General features: G+C 76.0%; 18 protein-coding genes. 8 read left to right on the forward strand and 10 right to left on the reverse strand.

Going from position 1 to position 15757, the window contains the following annotated elements; genetic code table 11:
• Positions 1–18 precede the first annotated feature (18 nt).
• Positions 19–816, forward strand: coding sequence for an SCO1664 family protein (locus tag ABRQ22_RS08620; protein ID WP_353709527.1), 798 nt, complete (start codon positions 19–21; stop codon positions 814–816).
• Positions 817–849: 33 nt separating this feature from the next.
• On the opposite strand, the gene ABRQ22_RS08625 is transcribed toward ABRQ22_RS08620, so the two are convergent.
• Positions 850–1614 carry an SDR family NAD(P)-dependent oxidoreductase gene (locus tag ABRQ22_RS08625; protein ID WP_353709231.1) on the reverse strand — a complete coding sequence of 255 codons (765 nt, stop codon included), beginning with the start codon at positions 1612–1614 and terminating at the stop codon, positions 850–852.
• Positions 1615–1715: 101 nt separating this feature from the next.
• On the opposite strand from ABRQ22_RS08625, the gene ABRQ22_RS08630 reads away from it, so the two are divergent.
• Complete coding sequence (locus ABRQ22_RS08630; protein ID WP_353709232.1) at positions 1716–2558, forward strand: helix-turn-helix transcriptional regulator; 843 nt, start codon at positions 1716–1718, stop codon at positions 2556–2558.
• 79 nt (positions 2559–2637) lie between these two features.
• Here ABRQ22_RS08630 and ABRQ22_RS08635 read toward each other — a convergent pair whose 3' ends face one another.
• On the reverse strand, positions 2638–3657 hold the full coding sequence (locus ABRQ22_RS08635) for a WYL domain-containing protein (RefSeq protein ID WP_353709233.1): 1020 nt from the start codon (positions 3655–3657) through the stop codon (positions 2638–2640).
• 137 nt (positions 3658–3794) lie between these two features.
• Between ABRQ22_RS08635 and ABRQ22_RS08640 the strand changes: the two genes are divergently transcribed.
• Positions 3795–4211 (forward strand): VOC family protein, encoded by a 417-nt coding sequence (locus tag ABRQ22_RS08640; protein ID WP_253049561.1) that lies wholly within the window; start codon positions 3795–3797, stop codon positions 4209–4211.
• 112 nt (positions 4212–4323) lie between these two features.
• On the opposite strand, the gene ABRQ22_RS08645 is transcribed toward ABRQ22_RS08640, so the two are convergent.
• From ABRQ22_RS08645 to ABRQ22_RS08655, 3 genes are read right to left on the reverse strand one after another with little or no spacing between them, the layout of a single operon-like run.
• On the reverse strand, positions 4324–5139 hold the full coding sequence (locus tag ABRQ22_RS08645) for a MerR family transcriptional regulator (RefSeq protein ID WP_253049558.1): 816 nt from the start codon (positions 5137–5139) through the stop codon (positions 4324–4326).
• 20 nt (positions 5140–5159) lie between these two features.
• Positions 5160–5666 (reverse strand): VOC family protein, encoded by a 507-nt coding sequence (locus ABRQ22_RS08650; RefSeq protein WP_253049556.1) that lies wholly within the window; start codon positions 5664–5666, stop codon positions 5160–5162.
• A 33-nt stretch (positions 5667–5699) separates the two neighbouring features.
• Entirely contained in the window at positions 5700–6296 is a 597-nt protein-coding gene (locus tag ABRQ22_RS08655; RefSeq protein ID WP_353709234.1) for a GNAT family protein, read from the reverse strand.
• A 133-nt stretch (positions 6297–6429) separates the two neighbouring features.
• On the opposite strand from ABRQ22_RS08655, the gene ABRQ22_RS08660 reads away from it, so the two are divergent.
• From ABRQ22_RS08660 to ABRQ22_RS08675, 4 genes are read left to right on the forward strand one after another with little or no spacing between them, the layout of a single operon-like run.
• Positions 6430–7188, forward strand: a complete 759-nt coding sequence (locus tag ABRQ22_RS08660) for an SDR family oxidoreductase (RefSeq protein WP_353709235.1) — start codon at positions 6430–6432, stop codon at positions 7186–7188.
• Between the two features lie 57 nt (positions 7189–7245).
• Positions 7246–8124, forward strand: a complete 879-nt coding sequence (locus ABRQ22_RS08665) for an RNA polymerase sigma-70 factor (protein ID WP_353709236.1) — start codon at positions 7246–7248, stop codon at positions 8122–8124.
• A gap of 7 nt (positions 8125–8131) precedes the next feature.
• Positions 8132–8533, forward strand: a complete 402-nt coding sequence (locus ABRQ22_RS08670) for a hypothetical protein (protein WP_353709237.1) — start codon at positions 8132–8134, stop codon at positions 8531–8533.
• Between the two features lie 34 nt (positions 8534–8567).
• Entirely contained in the window at positions 8568–9107 is a 540-nt protein-coding gene (locus ABRQ22_RS08675) for a hypothetical protein (RefSeq protein WP_353709238.1), read from the forward strand.
• A gap of 7 nt (positions 9108–9114) precedes the next feature.
• On the opposite strand, the gene ABRQ22_RS08680 is transcribed toward ABRQ22_RS08675, so the two are convergent.
• Positions 9115–9906, reverse strand: a complete 792-nt coding sequence (locus ABRQ22_RS08680) for a hypothetical protein (protein ID WP_353709239.1) — start codon at positions 9904–9906, stop codon at positions 9115–9117.
• 90 nt (positions 9907–9996) lie between these two features.
• On the reverse strand, positions 9997–11613 hold the full coding sequence (locus tag ABRQ22_RS08685; protein ID WP_353709240.1) for an ATP-binding cassette domain-containing protein: 1617 nt from the start codon (positions 11611–11613) through the stop codon (positions 9997–9999).
• Positions 11614–12051: 438 nt separating this feature from the next.
• Here ABRQ22_RS08685 and ABRQ22_RS08690 point away from each other — a divergent pair, with 438 nt between their 5' ends.
• On the forward strand, positions 12052–12552 hold the full coding sequence (locus ABRQ22_RS08690; protein WP_353709241.1) for a hypothetical protein: 501 nt from the start codon (positions 12052–12054) through the stop codon (positions 12550–12552).
• A gap of 13 nt (positions 12553–12565) precedes the next feature.
• On the opposite strand, the gene ABRQ22_RS08695 is transcribed toward ABRQ22_RS08690, so the two are convergent.
• From ABRQ22_RS08695 to ABRQ22_RS08705, 3 genes are read right to left on the reverse strand one after another with little or no spacing between them, the layout of a single operon-like run.
• The gene (locus tag ABRQ22_RS08695) at positions 12566–12787 is read right to left on the reverse strand and encodes a DUF4440 domain-containing protein (protein ID WP_353709242.1); all 222 of its coding nucleotides are present in this window, start codon (positions 12785–12787) and stop codon (positions 12566–12568) included.
• 57 nt (positions 12788–12844) lie between these two features.
• Complete coding sequence (locus ABRQ22_RS08700; protein WP_353709243.1) at positions 12845–14620, reverse strand: siderophore-interacting protein; 1776 nt, start codon at positions 14618–14620, stop codon at positions 12845–12847.
• Complete coding sequence (locus tag ABRQ22_RS08705; RefSeq protein ID WP_353709244.1) at positions 14620–15669, reverse strand: ABC transporter substrate-binding protein; 1050 nt, start codon at positions 15667–15669, stop codon at positions 14620–14622. Before ABRQ22_RS08705 ends, ABRQ22_RS08700 begins: the two co-directional genes overlap by 1 nt.
• Positions 15670–15757: the final 88 nt, after the last annotated feature.

Below are 15757 nucleotides of genomic sequence, written 5' to 3' on the forward strand. Positions count from 1 at the left end.
ACGACGCCGTTCGACGCGATGCCGCCCGACACGACGCCGCTCGACACCGCGCCGCTCGAGGTCGTCGGACGCATCCGTGCCGCGTCGAACGCGACCTTCCTCGCCCGGGTCGGCGAGGTCTCGGTCGTGTACAAGCCGGTGGCGGGGGAGAAGCCGCTGTGGGACTTCCCGGACGGCACCCTCGCGGCCCGGGAGGTGGCCGCGTACCTCGTCTCGGAGTCGCTCGGCTGGGGGATCGTGCCGCGCACGTGGCTGCGCGACGGCCCGCTGGGTCCGGGCATGGTCCAGCTCTGGCAGGAGGTCGACGCGACGCAGTCGCCGGTCGACGTCGTCCCGACGGGCGACGTCCCGCCGGACGGCGTGCGGACGGTGCTCGAGGGCGTCGACGAGGAGGACCGCCCGGTGAGCGTGGTCCACGAGGACACACCCGCGCTGCGGCGCATGGCCGTGTTCGACGCGGTCGTGAACAACGCGGACCGCAAGGGCGGGCACGTGCTGCCGCTGTCCGACGGGCGGCGCCTCGGCGTCGACCACGGCGTCACCTTCCACGTCGAGCCCAAGCTGCGGACGGTGCTCTGGGGCTGGCTCGGCGAGAGCCTCGACGCCGACGAGCTCGCGGGCGTGGAGCGCGTGCGCGCGAGCCTCGGCACGGGCGGCGGCGCCGACCCCGACGGTGCTCTCGGCCGCCGGCTCGCGGAGCTCCTCGCGCCCGAGGAGGTGACGGCCCTCGCCGAGCGCTGCGACCGCCTGCTCGGGGCGGCACGGTTCCCGGCGCCGTCGGGCGGCATGCCCGCCGTCCCGTGGCCGCTCTTCTGACCTCCCGATCGCACGCGCCCGACGTCCCGCGGCTCAGCGGCCGTGCGGGTCCGAGGCGTTGAGCACGCGCACGACCTCGTCGTAGTCGCCGCGGGCCTCGCCGTACCGGAGGAACTTCACGCGCTCCACGAGGATCTCGTGCGCGTCGGGCTGCGTGCGCAGCAGCTCGACGACCTCGGCGACGAACTCGTCGAGCGGCATGGCGAACGCGCTCTCGCGCTGGCCGGGCATGAGGTCGGTCGCCACCGACGGGGGGACGAGCTCGACGACGTCGACGCTCGTGTCCGCGAGCTGGAGCCGCAGCGCCTCGCTGAGCATGTGGATCGCGGCCTTGGACGCGTCGTACGTCGGCGTGACCGCGAGCGGGGCGAACGCCAGCCCGGACGACACGGTGACGATGGTCGCGCGCGGCCGGGTCTGCAGGTGCTCGACGAACGCACCGACGAGACGGATCGGCCCGAGCACGTTCGTCGTGACGATCTCCTCGGCGGTGTCGAGGAACCCCTCGGGGTGGTGCCAGTCCTCGACGCGCATGATGCCCGCCATGGCGACGAGCGTGTCGAGGTCGGGGTGCCGCTCGAGCACCTCCTTCGCGGCGGAGGCGATGCTCTCCGGGTCGGTCGTGTCGACGCGCACGGTGTCGATGCCGGGGTGCTCGGCCGCGATCTGCTCCAGCAGCGCGGTGCGGCGGCCGCCGACGACGACGGTGCTGCCCTGCTCGTGGAGCGCGACGGCGAGCGCCAGGCCGATGCCGCTCGTCGCGCCGGGGATGAAGACGGTGCTGTTCGTGAGGTCCATGCCTCGATCCTGGGCGCGCGGCGACGCGCGCGGCAGAGTCCGGTGAACGGGGGACCGGCGATCCCTGGCACGCGCGCCGCGCGCCCCGGACGATGGGACGCATGGACCGCGCCGCGCTCGCCGACTTCCTCCGCCGCCACCGGGAGGCTCTGCAGCCGGGGGACGTCGGCCTCCCGCCGGGGCTGCGCCGTCGGGCACCGGGGCTGCGCCGCGAGGAGGTCGCGCAGCTCGCGCTCATGTCGACGGACTACTACACGCGCCTGGAGCAGCAGCGCGGCCCGCAGCCCAGCACCCAGATGCTCGCGTCGATCGCGCGGGCGCTGCGCCTGTCCGACGACGAGCGCGACTACCTCTTCCGGGTCGGCGGGCACGGGGTCCCCGACCGGGCGACCGACCCCGGCCACGTGGCGCCCGCGCTGCAGCGCGTGCTCGACCGGCTGGGCGACACCCCGGCGCTGATCCTGAACCCCCTCGGCGAGACGCTCGCGCAGAACGACCTGGCCCGTGCGCTGTACGGCGACGCGACGGCGTACACGGGGTGGGACCGCAGCGAGATCTACCGGTGGTTCGCTCACCCGGAGACGGCGCGCACGATCTATCCCGAGGACGACAGGGAACGCCAGGGGCGCGCGCTCGTGGCGAGCCTGCGCTCGGCGGTCGCGGTGCTCGGCCGGGACTCGCGTGCCGGGCGGCTGGTGCGCGAGCTGCGGCGCACGAGCCCCGAGTTCGCCGAGCTCTGGGAGCGGCAGGAGGTCGCGCGACGCTTCGTCGACCACAAGGTCCTCGTGCACCCGGTCGTGGGGGAGATCGAGGTCGACTGCCAGGCGCTGCTGACGGAGGACCAGCAGCAGGTGCTGCTCGTGCTGACGGCGGCACCGGGCACGGAGGCGGAGGACAGGATCCGCCTGCTCGCGGTCGTGGGGACGCAGGGCCTGGCCGTCTAGGGTCGCGCCCGCTGACGCGTCGACCAGGACGGACGCGCGCGTCGGCGACTCGGCGGCGTCCTGGGGAGCGGATCGCACCCTACGACGCGGGTGCGGTCATGTCGTGCGGCGCCAGCCGCTCGGCGACGGTCGCGCACGCCGCGACGAGCTCGTCCGGGCCGGCGGCGAGGACGTCGGCGTCGAACGCCGCGACGCGGGCGGCGAGCGCGACCCACGACCACGAGCCCAGGACGACCCGGCACCGGTCCGGGCCGAGCGCCTCGACCGTGCCGTCCTCGACGAACGGCGCGACGGCGGGCGCGGGCGCGGCGAGCTCGACCCACCCCGTGCACGACCAGCCCGGGGCGGGCGCCCGCCCGGAGCCGGCGAACCGGGCCGCGACGAACGCGCCGGCGTCCCCGCCCGGCACCTCGCGGGGCGTGAAGCGCGGCCCGGTCGGGACGCGCGGCGTCGTCCGGTCGAGGCGGAACGTGCGCCAGTCGTCACGGTCGAGGTCCCACGCGAGGAGGTACCAGCGCCCGTCGCGCACGACGACGTGGTGCGGCTCCACGCGGCGCGGCGCCGCGGGCGCAGCAGCCCGGCCGTCGTGCTCACCCGTAGGGCCCGGCGCCGCGTAGTCGAGGCGCAGCACCTCGCGTCGGCGCACCGCGGCGCTCACCGCGAGCAGCACGTCGAGGTCGACGGCGGGCGTGGAGCGGCCGGGACCCGCGGGCACCGGCACGACGTCGACCGCGTCGGCCCGGTGGCGCAGCCGCGCGGGCAGCACCTGGCGCACGGTCGCGAGCGCCCGCACCGACGCCTCCGCGATCGCGTCCCCGGACCCGCTCGTCGCGACGGTCCGCAGCGCCACCGCCAGCGCGACGACCTGCGCGTCGTCGAACAGCAGGGGCGGGAGCTCGGCGCCCGCGTCGAGGCGGTACCCGCCGTCGCGCCCGCGGGTCGCGACGACGCGGTAACCGAGGTCGCGGAGGCGCTCGACGTCGCGGCGCACGGTCCGAGGGTCGACGCCGAGCCGGTGCGCGAGCTCGGGGCCCGTCCGGTCCGGGTGCGCCTGGAGGAGCGAGAGCAGGAGGAGGGTCCGGCGCGACGTCTCGGTCATGCCCCCATGCTCGCGCACCATGCGGGCGCTATCCGCCCGCATTGGCCGGAAGAGTCGTCGTCATGAGCCCGGGCGGCGAGCCCGGGAGCTCGGGCGCCGCGACCCGCGGCCCCGACGACCGACCCGAAGGAGACACCATGTCCGTCCAGACGACCCCGCACCTCAACTTCCGCGGCGACGCCCGCGCCGCGCTCGAGCACTACCGCTCGGTGTTCGGCGGCGACCTCGTCCTCACCACGTACGGCGACCTGGGCCAGGCCCCGGACCCGGGCGAGGCCGACCTCGTCGTCTGGGGCCAGGTCAGCGCGCCGAGCGGGTTCCGCGTCATGGCGTACGACGTCCCGGCGGGACGCCCCTGGAGCCCGGGCGAGGCACCGTTCTTCGTCTCCGTGCGTGGCGACGACGTCGAGGAGGTCCGCGGCTACTGGGACGCGCTCGTGGACGGGGCGACCGTCGTCGCGCCCCTGGCGTCGTCCGACTGGGCGCCCGCGTACGGGATGCTCACCGACCGGTTCGGCGTGACCTGGGTGCTCGACGTCGCGGCGAGCCGCTGACCCGGAGCCGGGGCGCCCCTCGCCCGGGGCGCTCCGGCCGCAGCCGCGGCGTGGCGCGCGGCGTGCACGCGTCGTGGCGGACGGCGGCGGGTCGTGTCCGGTGCCGCCGTCGTCAGTCCCAGGTGGCCGTCGCGGGGTCCACGCCGCAGGAGCGTGCGTTCGCCTCGACCGCGGCGCGGAGCCACGTGGCCAGGCCGGGCGCCAGACCGTCGTAGTGCGCCCGGAACCCCTCGTCCTCGACGAACCGCCGGGCCAGGCACACGTGCCGGGCCGGGGTGCAGTCGAAGTGCGCGCCGATCGAGGCGCGATGGCGCTCGGCCAGCGCCAGACCCTGCGCGGACGTCGGCTCGACGCCGTCCCGGCACGCGGCGGCGAGGTCGGCCTCGAGCATGGCGACGGTGTGGGCGAGGTCCTGCCAGTCGTCGAGCGACCGCTCGGCGGACCGCTCCGCGTACTGCGCCCACTGCGGGGTGTCTCCCCAGCGCTCGCGCGCCTCGGCGGGCCACGCCGGGTCCCACGTCTCGCCGAACAGCGCGACCTGCTCCGCCGGGGTCAGGAGCAGGCCGCGCTCCCGGGCGTCGAGGAGCCGGTCGAGCGCGTGCGCCGTCCGCTCCATGCGCGCGATGCGCTCGCCGAGCAGCGCGCGGTGGCGGCGCAGGGCATCGACAGCGTCGTCCCCGGGCGCGTCGAGCAGCTCGGGGATGTCCTCGAGCGCGACGTCGAGCTCGCGGTACGCCGCGACCCGGCGCAGGCGCGCGACGTCGGTCGGCGCGTACAGCCGGTAGCCCGCCGAGGTGCGCGCCGACGGGCGGACGAGCCCGACGGCGTCCCAGTGGTGCAGCGTCCGCACGGTGACACCGACCGCGGCCGCCGCGTCGCCGACGGTGAGCGCGTCGCCGACGCGACGAGGCCGGGGGTCCGAGGTCACGCGTCCCAGTGTCTCAGCGGTCACGACCGGGGAGCCTCGATCCCGATGCCGTCGAGGAACCGCGCGGCGTCGCTGTCGGGGTCGTACGGTCGCGCCGCGGTCATGACGACCCGCGTGTTCTCGGGCGTGCGGACCTCGACCTCGACGGAGCCCCACGGCATCTCGCGGGGACCGGTCGTGCTCCCGGGCGAGACGTCCTCGCACGCGGCGACGATCCCGTCGAGCTGCGACAGCACGCACGAGAAGCTGACGGTGAGCGCGCTCGGCCCGGGCGCGGGCGTCCCCGGGACGAGCAGGACGTCCTGGAACGCCCAGCGCCGCAGGTGCACGACGCCGCCCGGGACGGAGAAGAGGTCGAAGAACCCGAGGCCGCGGGTCCACAGGTCGACGGACGCGGCGAGGTCCGCCGTCGGGACGGTGACGAACTGCGGCATGCCGTAGATGCCGCGGAACGGCTCGGGGGCGACGGCGTCGGGCCCGGGGGCGGGGACGGGGGACAGGTCGAAGGCGGGGTACGTGTCGGTCATGCGGCGAGCGTGCGCCCTGACGCCGCGTGAGGGTCAAGCGCCGTCGCGCGGCTCGTCGGCCAGCAGCGCGTACGTCACGCCGTCGACCCAGCCGAGGTCGCGGTGCAGCGAGTCCCGCACGCCCACGCCCTCGCGCCGCATGCCCACGCGCTCCATGAGGCGCCACGACGGCTCGTTGTCCGCGAACGCGTTCGCGACGACCCGCCGCAGGCCGAGGTCCTCGAAGCACACCTCCAGCAGGGCGCGGACGGCCTCCGTCGCGTAGCCGCGTCCCTGGTGCGACGGCGAGAACGCCCAGCCGATCTCCGCCTCGTCCGGTCGGGGGCGGTCGACGACGTCCTGCTGCGCCCAGCCGTCGCGCACCGCGAGGTAGAGGTCGCCCACGACCTCGCCGTCGTGCTCCACGACGAGCGTCGTCGCGAGCCGGTCGGGCTCGCCGTGGTGGACGCGCCACTCCTCGACGCTCACGAACCGCCGGGAGAGCCATCGGTCCACCGCGGGCAGGCTGCGGTAGGCGAAGAGCGCGTCGGCGTCGTCGGGCCGGGCGCGGCGCAGCGAGAGGCGCGGGGTCGCCACGGGCCACGCGACCCGGTCGAGGGCGTCCGGACGGACGTCGGTGGTGTCGGCCATGGGCACCACCCTGGCACGCCTCCCGGACGGGGATCGAGCAGATTGCCGCCGGGACGTGTCACGCGCGGCGGGGGCGTCCGGTCGACAGGGGTGACAGGGCGGCACGTGCCTCACCCAGCGACAGGAGGACACCATGAAGATCGTCGTGATCGGCGGTACGGGGCTCATCGGCTCGAAGCTCGTCACCGTGCTGCGGGACCGCGGCCACGAGGCCGTCCCCGCCTCGCCCGGATCGGGCGTCGACACCCTCACCGGGGAGGGCGTCGCCGAGGTGCTCGAGGGCGCCGACGTCGTCGTCGACGTCTCGAACTCGCCCTCGTTCGAGGACCAGGCGGTCCTCGACTTCTTCCGCACCTCGACGGGCAACCTCCTGGCGGCCGAGGCGACGGCGGGCGTCGGGCACCATGTCGCGCTCTCCGTCGTGGGCACCCAGGGCCTGGCCGAGAGCGGGTACTTCCGCGCGAAGATCGCGCAGGAGGAGCTGATCACGGGCTCGCCGGTGCCGTACTCGATCGTCCACGCGACGCAGTTCTTCGAGTTCCTCCAGGCGATCACCGACGGCGCCACGCAGGACGGCGTCGTGCACCTCGCACCGGTGCGGTTCCGGCCGGTCGCCGCCGCCGACGTCGCCGTCGCGGTGGCGGACGTGGCCACGGGGACGCCGGTGCGCGGCATCGTGGAGGTCGCGGGTCCTGAGGAGTTCCGCCTCGACGAGCTCGTGCGGACCACGCTCGCGTCGCTCGACGACCCGCGCGAGGTCGTCGCCGACCCGGACGCGCGCTACTTCGGCGCACCGCTCGCCGAGGACTCGCTCGTCCCGGGAGCCGGCGCGGTGGTCGGCGGCACCCGGCTCGCCGACTGGCGCCGGCAGCGGTCGGTGACGGCGCGGTAGCGCCGGGCGGACGGGCCGGTGGTGCCGACGATGCGGGGGACGACGAGGATGGCGGGCGTGGACGACCGAGCGACGGACCTGGCGCAGGCGGAGCAGCAGTTCAGCGCGGCGCGGCGACGGCTCTTCGGGATCGCGTACCGGATCCTCGGGAGCGCGGCCGAGGCCGACGACGTGCTCCAGGACGCATGGGTGCGCTGGCAGACGTACGACCGCTCCACGGTGCGGAACCCCGACGCGTTCCTCACGACGACGGTGACGCGGCTCGCGATCAACGTCGCGCAGTCTGCGCGCGTGCGTCGCGAGACGTACATCGGACCGTGGCTCCCCGAGCCCGTCGACACGAGCGCCGACCCGACGCTCGGGGCCGAGCGGGGCGAGGCGCTCGAGGTCGCGCTCCTCATGCTGCTGGAGAAGCTCACCCCGACCGAGCGCGCGGCGTACGTGCTGCGCGAGGCGTTCGACTACCCGTACGAGCAGATCGCGGAGATCGTCGGGCACTCGCAGGCGAGCGTGCGCCAGCTCGTGAGCCGGGCGCGCCGCCACCTGGGGGAGGAGCGCCGCGCGCCGGTCGCCCCGGAGGCCCAGCGGCGCCTGCTCACCGCGTTCGTCGCCGCCGCGAAGGCGGGTGACGTCGCGCTCCTGGAGCAGCTCTTCGCCGAGGACGTCGTCTCCTACTCCGACGGTGGGGGAGCGGTCCGGGCCTCGAAGTTCCCGGTCGTGGGCCGGCCGCGCGTCGCGAAGTATCACCACGCGTTCGCCGAGCGCTTCTGGGCGGGCGTCGACGTCGAACCGGCCGACGTCAACGGCCGCCCGGCCGTCACGCTGTCGCGCGACGGGGAGCTCTTCGCCGTGCTCACGGTCCGCGCCACCGCCGACGGCATCGACCGCGTGCTGTGGATGATGAACCCGCACAAGCTCGCGGCCGTCTCCGCGTAGGCGCGGCATGTCGCAGCGAGTCGGGTCGAGGGGGCCGGACGAGGCCGGGGCGCAGCACGCTCGCGTCGTCGCCGCGCTCCGCCGTGCGACGGGCGAGGGTGACCGCGACGCCGTGCGCGCCCTCGTCGCGCCCGCCGCGACCCTGTGGGTCGACGCCGCCGGCAGCGACGACGCGACCCCCGGTGCCGCCGAGGGCGGCGACGAGACGGCGCGGGCGCTGTGCCGGGTCCTGGGACCGGGGCCGGGGGTGGAGGTCGCGGTGTGCTCGGTGAACGGCGCGGACGGCCTCGTCGTGCGCCACGACGGCGTCGTGACGGGGGTCGTGAGCGTGGCGGTGCGGTCGGACCGGGTCTCCGAGGCCTGGGTCGTGCTCAGCCCGCCCAAGCTCGAACGATGGAACCGCGACTGACGCGCCTGAGCCGGCAGAGGTCTAGTGTCGCTCCATGACGCTCTACCTCGACGACCGTGACGAGGGCCTGTCACCCGCGACGAGCCACCCGGCGTTCGTGTCTCTCGCGCCCGAGCCGTTCTACGACGAGGGCGAGGACTTCTCGCCGTTCGGCAACGACTCCGGGCACGACGCGCTGCGGGACCTCGAGGAGTGGTACGCGGCCGACGGGCGCGACGACGCGCTGCCCGCGTTCGTCGACGGCCTCCTCGCGGCCTGGGACCTCGGGGTGCCGGAGGACGTCTGGGCTGCCGGGCGCGAGGCCGCGTCCGACGGGCTCCGCTCCGGCGCGCTCGACGAGGCGGCGCTCGCGGCGGAGGCGCGGGCGCAGGTGGCGATCGTGCTCGGCCAGCTCAAGATCCGGGGCGGCCTCACGCCGCACGCCCGCGCCGTGGGCACCCGGGCGCTCGACGTGCTGGGCGCGCTCAACGACCACGCGCGCGCCACGAGCCCGGACTGGCCGTACGCGGACGACGACGCCGCCGCCACGGCCGCGATGGCCGCCGTCGTGCGGGACGCGCCCGGCCTGGCCTGAGGCCGCGCTACGTCGTCTGCGGCGGGTCGTCGTCGGCGCGACCGCCCACGAGGGTGCGCACCCGCTCCCACCGCGCCCGGTACCGCGCACCGAACCGTGCCTGCGCGCGGGCGCGCCGGTGGGGCCGGTGCGCGTACCGCCGTCGGGCCCAGGGCGAGGTCGGCTTGGCGAGGCGGACCGCCCCGACGAACGCCACGACCGGGACGACGATCCCGACGAGGCCCGTCGCCAGCTTGCCCTTGAGGATGCACACGAACGCGAGCGCGAGGTGGACCACGACGGTCACCGTGTACGCGAGCCAGCCGTCCTGCGAGCCGTCGGCCGCGACCCCGATCGGCGAGGCGGACAGGAGCAGCGCACCGCCGAGCGCGCCGCCCACGAGGATCGCGTCGATCGAGCGCTGGCCCTCCTGCGACCAGTAGACGTCGTCGACGTACAACCAGAGCGCGAACTCGTCGAGCGCGAGCGCCGCGCCCGCCCCGAACAGGAGGGCGAGCACCTCCGACCACGGGTGACCGGGGGAGTACCGGAACTCGAGCATCCCCGTGAGCAGCACGAGGAGGATGCCCCACACCTGGTGGTGCACGTGGACGCCCCCGACGGACACGTCGCCCAGCAGGGCACGCCGGGGCCGTGCGGCCGGACCGGGCCCGGGAGGGGGAGGCGGGCCCGCCTCGCGGCGCGCCCGGATGCGGCGCGTGATCGACCGCACGACGACGAACGTCACGACGAACCCCGCGAGCGCGAACAGGGCCGGCGCGCGCCCGGTGTCGACGACGTGCTCGGTGTACCAGTCCACGGGTGCACCTCCCGGGCGCGGCCGACGCTCTGTCGGCCCATCGTCGCCGGTCCCGGGGCGCCCCGGCGAGCGGGACGCCCCGGCCGGGTCTCAGCGCCCGGGTCCGGGGACGCGGTGGAGCGTCCCGTCCGCGCCCAGCTCGACGAGCACGACGTCGACGCCGAGCCGGGCGAGGAAGCCGTCGTCGTGGCTGACGACGAGCAGCGCGCCCGCGTAGCCGGACAGGGCCTCGACGAGCCGGTCGACGCTGCGCACGTCGAGGTTGTTCGTCGGCTCGTCGAGCACGAGGAGCTGGGCGGGCGGCTCGGCGAGCAGGAGCCGGGCGAGCGAGACGCGGAACCGTTCGCCGCCCGACAGCGTCGACACCGGGCGGTCCACGCTCGACCCCCGCAGCAGCAGGCGCGCGAGCTGGTTGCGGATCGTCCCCGGCGCCGCGTCGGGTGCGCCGTCGCGCACGTTCTCGAGCGCGCTGCGGGCGTCGTCGAGCCCGTCCAGGCGCTGGGGCAGGTAGCCGACGCGGTCCGTGAGCAGCGTGCCGCCCGCGCGCCCCGGCTCCGGTGCGCGCCCGGCGAGCAGGTTCTCCAGCAGCGTCGTCTTGCCCGTCCCGTTGGCGCCGACGAGGGCGACCCGCTCCGGCCCCTGCACGACGACCGTCCCGTTCGTCCCGTGCAGCTCCGCGAGGCGGCGACCGCGCGGCACGTCCGGGTCGGGGAGCACGAGGTGCACGTGCTCGTCGTCGCGCACGCGGGCCGCCGCGGCGTCGAGCGCGTCCTGCGCGGCCTGGACCTTCGCGTCAAGGCCCTGGCGCATCGAGCCCGCGGACACCTGCGCGGCGGACGCGCGCAGCCCCATGGAGATGCGCGACCCCGTGCGGTTCGCCTGCGCGGTGCGCGCGGTCCGCTCGCGGCGCGCGAGCTTGGTCTCCGCCTCGACACGCTGGCGCTTCTCGGCCCGCAGCGTCTGCTCGGCCGTCCGCGCGGCCTGCGCCGCGGCGGCCTGGTCCGCCTCGAGCCGGTCGCGCCAGGCGCTGTACGGTCCGCCGAAGGTGGTGAGGCGGCCGGCGTGCAGCTCCGCCGTCTCGTCCATGTGCTCGAGCAGGTCGAGGTCGTGGCTCACGACGACGAGCGTCCCGGGCCAGTCGTCGACGAGCGCCGCGAGCCGCGCGCGGGTGCCGCGGTCGAGGTTGTTCGTCGGCTCGTCGAGCAGCGTGATCGCGCTGCGCCGCACGCGCAGCCCGCTGATCGCGACGAGCATCGACTCTCCGCCGGACAGCTCGCCCACGCGCCGGTCGAGGCCCACGCCGTCGAGCCCGATCTCGGCGAGCGCCTGCGTGGCGCGCGCCTCGACGTCCCAGTCGTCGCCGACCGCGTCGAAGTGCCGCTCGTCGACGTCGCCGGACTCGATCGCGCGCAGCGCGGCGAGCGTGCCGTCGACGCCGAGGAGGCGCGCGACGCTCGCGTCCCGGCCGAGGGTCAGGGTCTGGGGGAGGTAGGCGACGTCTCCGGTCGTCGTGACGCGCCCCGCGGTCGGTCGGAGCAGGCCCGCGACCAGGCGCAGGAGGGTGGACTTGCCGGCGCCGTTGTCGCCGACGAGGCCCGTACGGCCGACGCCGAACGTGCCGGTGAGGTGCGAGAGCGCGACGGTGCCGACGGGCCACTCGAACGTGAGGTCGGTGAGGGTCACCGCGGAGCGGTGCAGGGTGGACATGAGGAGCTCCTCGGGCCCGCGTGGCGCGGGCAGGGTCGTGCCGGGGGAGGACAGGGCGGCGCGGAGCGGTGCGGCGGGTCCAGGCACGACGAGGCCTCGGCGAGAGCCAGGAGGGGTCGCCCGCGGAGACTCCGTCACGGAGCCGGGGCGAGAGGGTGCGCTGGGACGGGCCGCCGACGGCTCGGCGGCTAGAGTCTGTCGACCTCGATGAGCACGTGCCGATGCTATCAGCGCCGCCTGTCGGCGAGGCGTGGGCACGATCCCGAGCGCGCACGAGCCCGGGCTTCCTCCTCACCCGCGACGTCCGGCGGGGAGCGATCCCGGGTTCGGCGGCGGGGCCTGCTCGCGCGTGTCACCCTCGCGTCGAGGGGGGAACGGCGGCAGACTCTCGGCCGTACGTCGGACCCAGCAGATGTCGAGATCGGGGAGCAGGCACGGATGCGAGCACGACGGTGGGCAGCGCTCTCGGCGGTGGTGCTGAGCGCTGCGGCGATGGGCGGCTGCAGCGCCGGCGGCGGGGCTTCGGCAGGGGAGGTCGAGGCGGCCCCGTCCGGTGCCGCGGCTCAGGCGGACTCGCCGGGCGTCGCGCCGGAGGGCGGCGCCCCGGACGACGCGGACCTCTGCACCGCGTTCGGCGACGTGCTGACGATCGTGGAGAACGCCGACGTCGCCCTCGCCGACGGCCGCATGGACGCGCAGGAGCACGACGGCTGGTACCGGCTGGCGACCCGCGTGCTCGACCGCCTGCCCTCCGGCGGGGACAGCGCCGTGCAGACGGCGATCGGCGAGCTGCAGGCGGCCGCTCCGGTCGCCTCCGGGGCCTCCGCGGAGCCGACCGGCGTGCGCTCCGCGGAGTGGGACGCCGCCGCGAGCGACCTCGGCGACGCGTGCGACGCGGTCGGCGCGCCGCTCACCATCGCCATGTTCACCGGCGGGTGACGCGAGGGCCCGTTCAGGCAGGGTCGGCCGCGGGAGCGAGCGTGGCGGCCAGGACGCGCCAGCCCCCGCCCGTGCGCACCCAGACGCGCGTGCAGGTCGACCGCGCGGCTGCTGCGGTGCCGTCCTGGATCGCCTCCACGGCGGCGGCGACCAGCCGGATTACCCCGCTCGCGGCATCCTCCTGGACGTCGAGGGACTCCTCCTCCAGGCGGGTGATCCGTCCGGAGGCGGGCACGCCTCGGTGCCTCGGCGCCGTTCGTGCTGGTCACGCGCCCGACGAGGACGACCGACCTCAGGCGTCGCGGGCCGTGAGCTCGACCCGCTCGACGCCCCAGCCGAGCGCCTCGTGGTGGACGACGCCCCAGCCCGCGCACTCGGCGAGGCGTGCGACGTCGTCGGGCGTGCGCGGCGCGGCCCCGGTCGTGGCCAGGGCGAGCAGCGCGTGCTCGCGCGCGTGGGGGCTGAGCCCGTCGGGCGTGAAGTCCTCGACGAGGACGGCGCGCGGGGCGGCGGCGCGCATCGCGGCGAGGAGGTCGACGACCTCGTCGTCGGTGCGGTGGCCGGCCCCGAGCGCGCACACGGCGACGTCGGCGACCGGCCAGGCCACGGCCGCGGCGTGCGCCGTGCCGGACCCCGCCTGCTCGCGCAGGACCTCGAGCGGGACGGCGTCCTCGACGAGCGTCGTCGTGCGCTCGCCGGGAACCTCGACGAGCAGGTCGGCGACGACGAGCGCGCCGGGTCCGCCGAGCGCGACGGTCCGCGCGTCCGCCCACACCGGCCAGGTCGCGAGTCCCGTGAGCACGTACGGGAGCACGTCGGCGCCCTCGACGACCTCCGTGGCGCGCGCGGCGTCGGTCTCGACCTCGGCGCGCAGCGTCCGGCCGCGCGAGCGCGACCACGCCGGGACGCCGTCGCGGAGCGCGGGGGCGAGCGCCGCGAGCGCCAGGATCGCGTCCGCCTCCAGCCCCACGTACTCCTCGCGCTCGTGCTCGTCGTCGAGGAGGTCCTCGCCCGCGTCGCCCAGGGCGACCGTGTCGCCGTCGAGCGTCACCACGCCCGACGCCGCGAGCACGTCCGCGAGGGCGCGCACCGCGCCCGGCGCGAGGTGCGCCGCCCCGGCGAGGGCCGCGAGGTCGCGCGGCCCCGCGCCGAGCTCGTCGAGCAGGCCGAGCTGCAGCGCGGCGCGGGTCGCGAACCACGGCACGGGAGACGGGACCCCCGTGGGCTGCGGCTCCGCCTCGGCCGCCGGCCCCTGAGCGGGTGCGGGGGAGGGCGCCGGCTCGGCGTGCCAGTAGCCCGTGACGTCGACGTGGGTGTGCGGCACGGCGCGCTCGCGCGTCAGGTAGCGCCGCACCGGCAGGAGCGCGCGGCTCTCGCTCGCCGCCCACGCGTAGACCTGGCCGGGCCACCACTCGAGGGCGCGCACAGCCTCGTCGAGCGCGGCGCGGTCGCCCTCCGGCGCGACGACCCACCGCACGGTGTCGCCCGCGCGCAGCGCGAGGTCCTGCCGTGCGGACTCGGCACCGATGGTCACGACGACCTGGACGGGGACGTCGACCGGCCGCTCGTCGAGGAAGCGCCCGATCGCGGGCAGCGCCGTCTCGTCGCCGGCGAGCAGCGCCCAGTCGACGTCGTCGGGCCAGACGGTCGACGCCTTGGGCCCGACGAAACACAGCTCGCTGCCCGGGCGCGCCGTCTGCGCCCACGCCGCGGCCGGACCGTCGCCGTGCAGCACGAGGTCGAGGTCGAGCTCGCCCGCCGCCGCGTCCCAGCGGCGCGGCGTGTAGTCGCGACCCTGCCGGTTCGGCGCGGGCGGCCAGTCGATCCCGTGCGCGCGCTGCACGGGCAGCGCGGACGCGACGTCGCCGTCGGACGCGAGGACGATCTTCACGTGGTCGTCGAACCACGGCGCGTCGAACGCGGGCATCGGCAGGCCGTCGCGCTCGAACGCCCCGAGCTCGGGCCCGGCGAGAGTCACGCGGCGCATGCGGGGCGTCACGTCGACGACGCGCGCCACCTCGACGCGTCGCAGCACCAGCGGGTGCGTGCGCAGGCGGTGCTGGGCCATCAGGAGAACTGCTCCTCGACGACGTCGAGGAGCCCCATGGCCTCGTGGTAGTCGCCGCGGATGGTCCACGTCGGCAGCTCGTGCGCGTGGCCCGCGGAGAACGACGGCAGGACCGCGAACACCGGGTCGGCGGCGAGCGCGTCGACGTCGATCTCCGCGCCGTTGAAGCCGATGACGAACACGTTCGGCGCCGTGACCACGGACGTCACCTGCTCGGCCGACACCTCGAACATGTCGCCGCCCGGCGTGTACGGCTCGGCGCCCGTCTGCGCCTGGATCGGCTGGACCGCGAACCCGAGCCGCTCGAAGATCGCGGGCAGGCCCTCGCGCTCGTTGAGCGCGAACGTCTTGCCCTCGGACGTGAGCGCGAGGAACGCCGTCTCGCCCGCGGGGACGGTGATGGACTCGCCCACCTGGGCGAGGCGCTCGTCGTACCCCGTGGTCAGCTCTTCGAACCGCTCGGTGTCGTCGAACACGTCGACGGCGAGGAACTCGAACTGCTCCTGCCACGTCGTGTAGGTGCCGCTCACGAGCACCGTCGGGGCGATCTGGCTCAGGCCGTCGTAGACGTCGGTGGCCTGCTTGAGCGGGAAGCCCCACCCGCCGCCCACGATGAGGTCGGGCTCCAGGGCGAGGATCGCCTCGAGGTTGAAGCCGTCGGCGCTCCACTCGATGAGCTCGGTGCCGTCCGCCTCGGCCTGGTCCTCCCAGAACGGTGAGAACCTCGGGTCCGGGTCGTCCGTCACCTCGGGCACCGTCGCGAGCACGGGGACGTCGAGCTCGTACAGGTAGCCCGCCAGGGCGTGATTGAGCACGACGACGCGCTGCGGGTCGGTCGGGACGGTGACGTCGCCCTGGTCGGTCGCCACGACCCGCTCGGCGGCGGTCTCGGACGCGGCCGAGCCGGGACCGCCGGACGGCTCGGCACCGGAGCCGGACGGCGTCGTCCCGGCGGAGCAGCCCGCCAGGGCGAGCGACGCGGCGGCGAGCGCGGCCAGCGCGGTGAGCGCGGTGAGCGGACGGCGGGCGGGACGGCGTGACGACAGCATGGAACCTCACACTCGGCAGCAGGGACGCGGGGCCCGCACGGCGTACCGGGGCGCTCCTCGCGAGGTTAGGCTAACCACACCTGAGCGA

The sequence above is a fragment of the Cellulosimicrobium sp. ES-005 genome, assembly GCF_040448685.1.
GTDB lineage: Bacteria > Actinomycetota > Actinomycetes > Actinomycetales > Cellulomonadaceae > Cellulosimicrobium > Cellulosimicrobium cellulans_G.

Coding starts and splice junctions, on each gene's coding strand:
- ABRQ22_RS08620 (WP_353709527.1), top strand. CDS start 19: ATGCCGCCCGACACGACGCCGCTCGACACCGCGCCGCTCGAGGTCGTC.
- ABRQ22_RS08625 (WP_353709231.1), bottom strand. CDS start 1,614: ATGGACCTCACGAACAGCACCGTCTTCATCCCCGGCGCGACGAGCGGC.
- ABRQ22_RS08630 (WP_353709232.1), top strand. CDS start 1,716: ATGGACCGCGCCGCGCTCGCCGACTTCCTCCGCCGCCACCGGGAGGCT.
- ABRQ22_RS08635 (WP_353709233.1), bottom strand. CDS start 3,657: ATGACCGAGACGTCGCGCCGGACCCTCCTCCTGCTCTCGCTCCTCCAG.
- ABRQ22_RS08640 (WP_253049561.1), top strand. CDS start 3,795: ATGTCCGTCCAGACGACCCCGCACCTCAACTTCCGCGGCGACGCCCGC.
- ABRQ22_RS08650 (WP_253049556.1), bottom strand. CDS start 5,666: ATGACCGACACGTACCCCGCCTTCGACCTGTCCCCCGTCCCCGCCCCC.
- ABRQ22_RS08655 (WP_353709234.1), bottom strand. CDS start 6,296: ATGGCCGACACCACCGACGTCCGTCCGGACGCCCTCGACCGGGTCGCG.
- ABRQ22_RS08660 (WP_353709235.1), top strand. CDS start 6,430: ATGAAGATCGTCGTGATCGGCGGTACGGGGCTCATCGGCTCGAAGCTC.
- ABRQ22_RS08670 (WP_353709237.1), top strand. CDS start 8,132: ATGTCGCAGCGAGTCGGGTCGAGGGGGCCGGACGAGGCCGGGGCGCAG.
- ABRQ22_RS08675 (WP_353709238.1), top strand. CDS start 8,568: ATGACGCTCTACCTCGACGACCGTGACGAGGGCCTGTCACCCGCGACG.
- ABRQ22_RS08685 (WP_353709240.1), bottom strand. CDS start 11,613: ATGTCCACCCTGCACCGCTCCGCGGTGACCCTCACCGACCTCACGTTC.
- ABRQ22_RS08690 (WP_353709241.1), top strand. CDS start 12,052: ATGCGAGCACGACGGTGGGCAGCGCTCTCGGCGGTGGTGCTGAGCGCT.
- ABRQ22_RS08700 (WP_353709243.1), bottom strand. CDS start 14,620: ATGGCCCAGCACCGCCTGCGCACGCACCCGCTGGTGCTGCGACGCGTC.
- ABRQ22_RS08705 (WP_353709244.1), bottom strand. CDS start 15,669: ATGCTGTCGTCACGCCGTCCCGCCCGCCGTCCGCTCACCGCGCTCACC.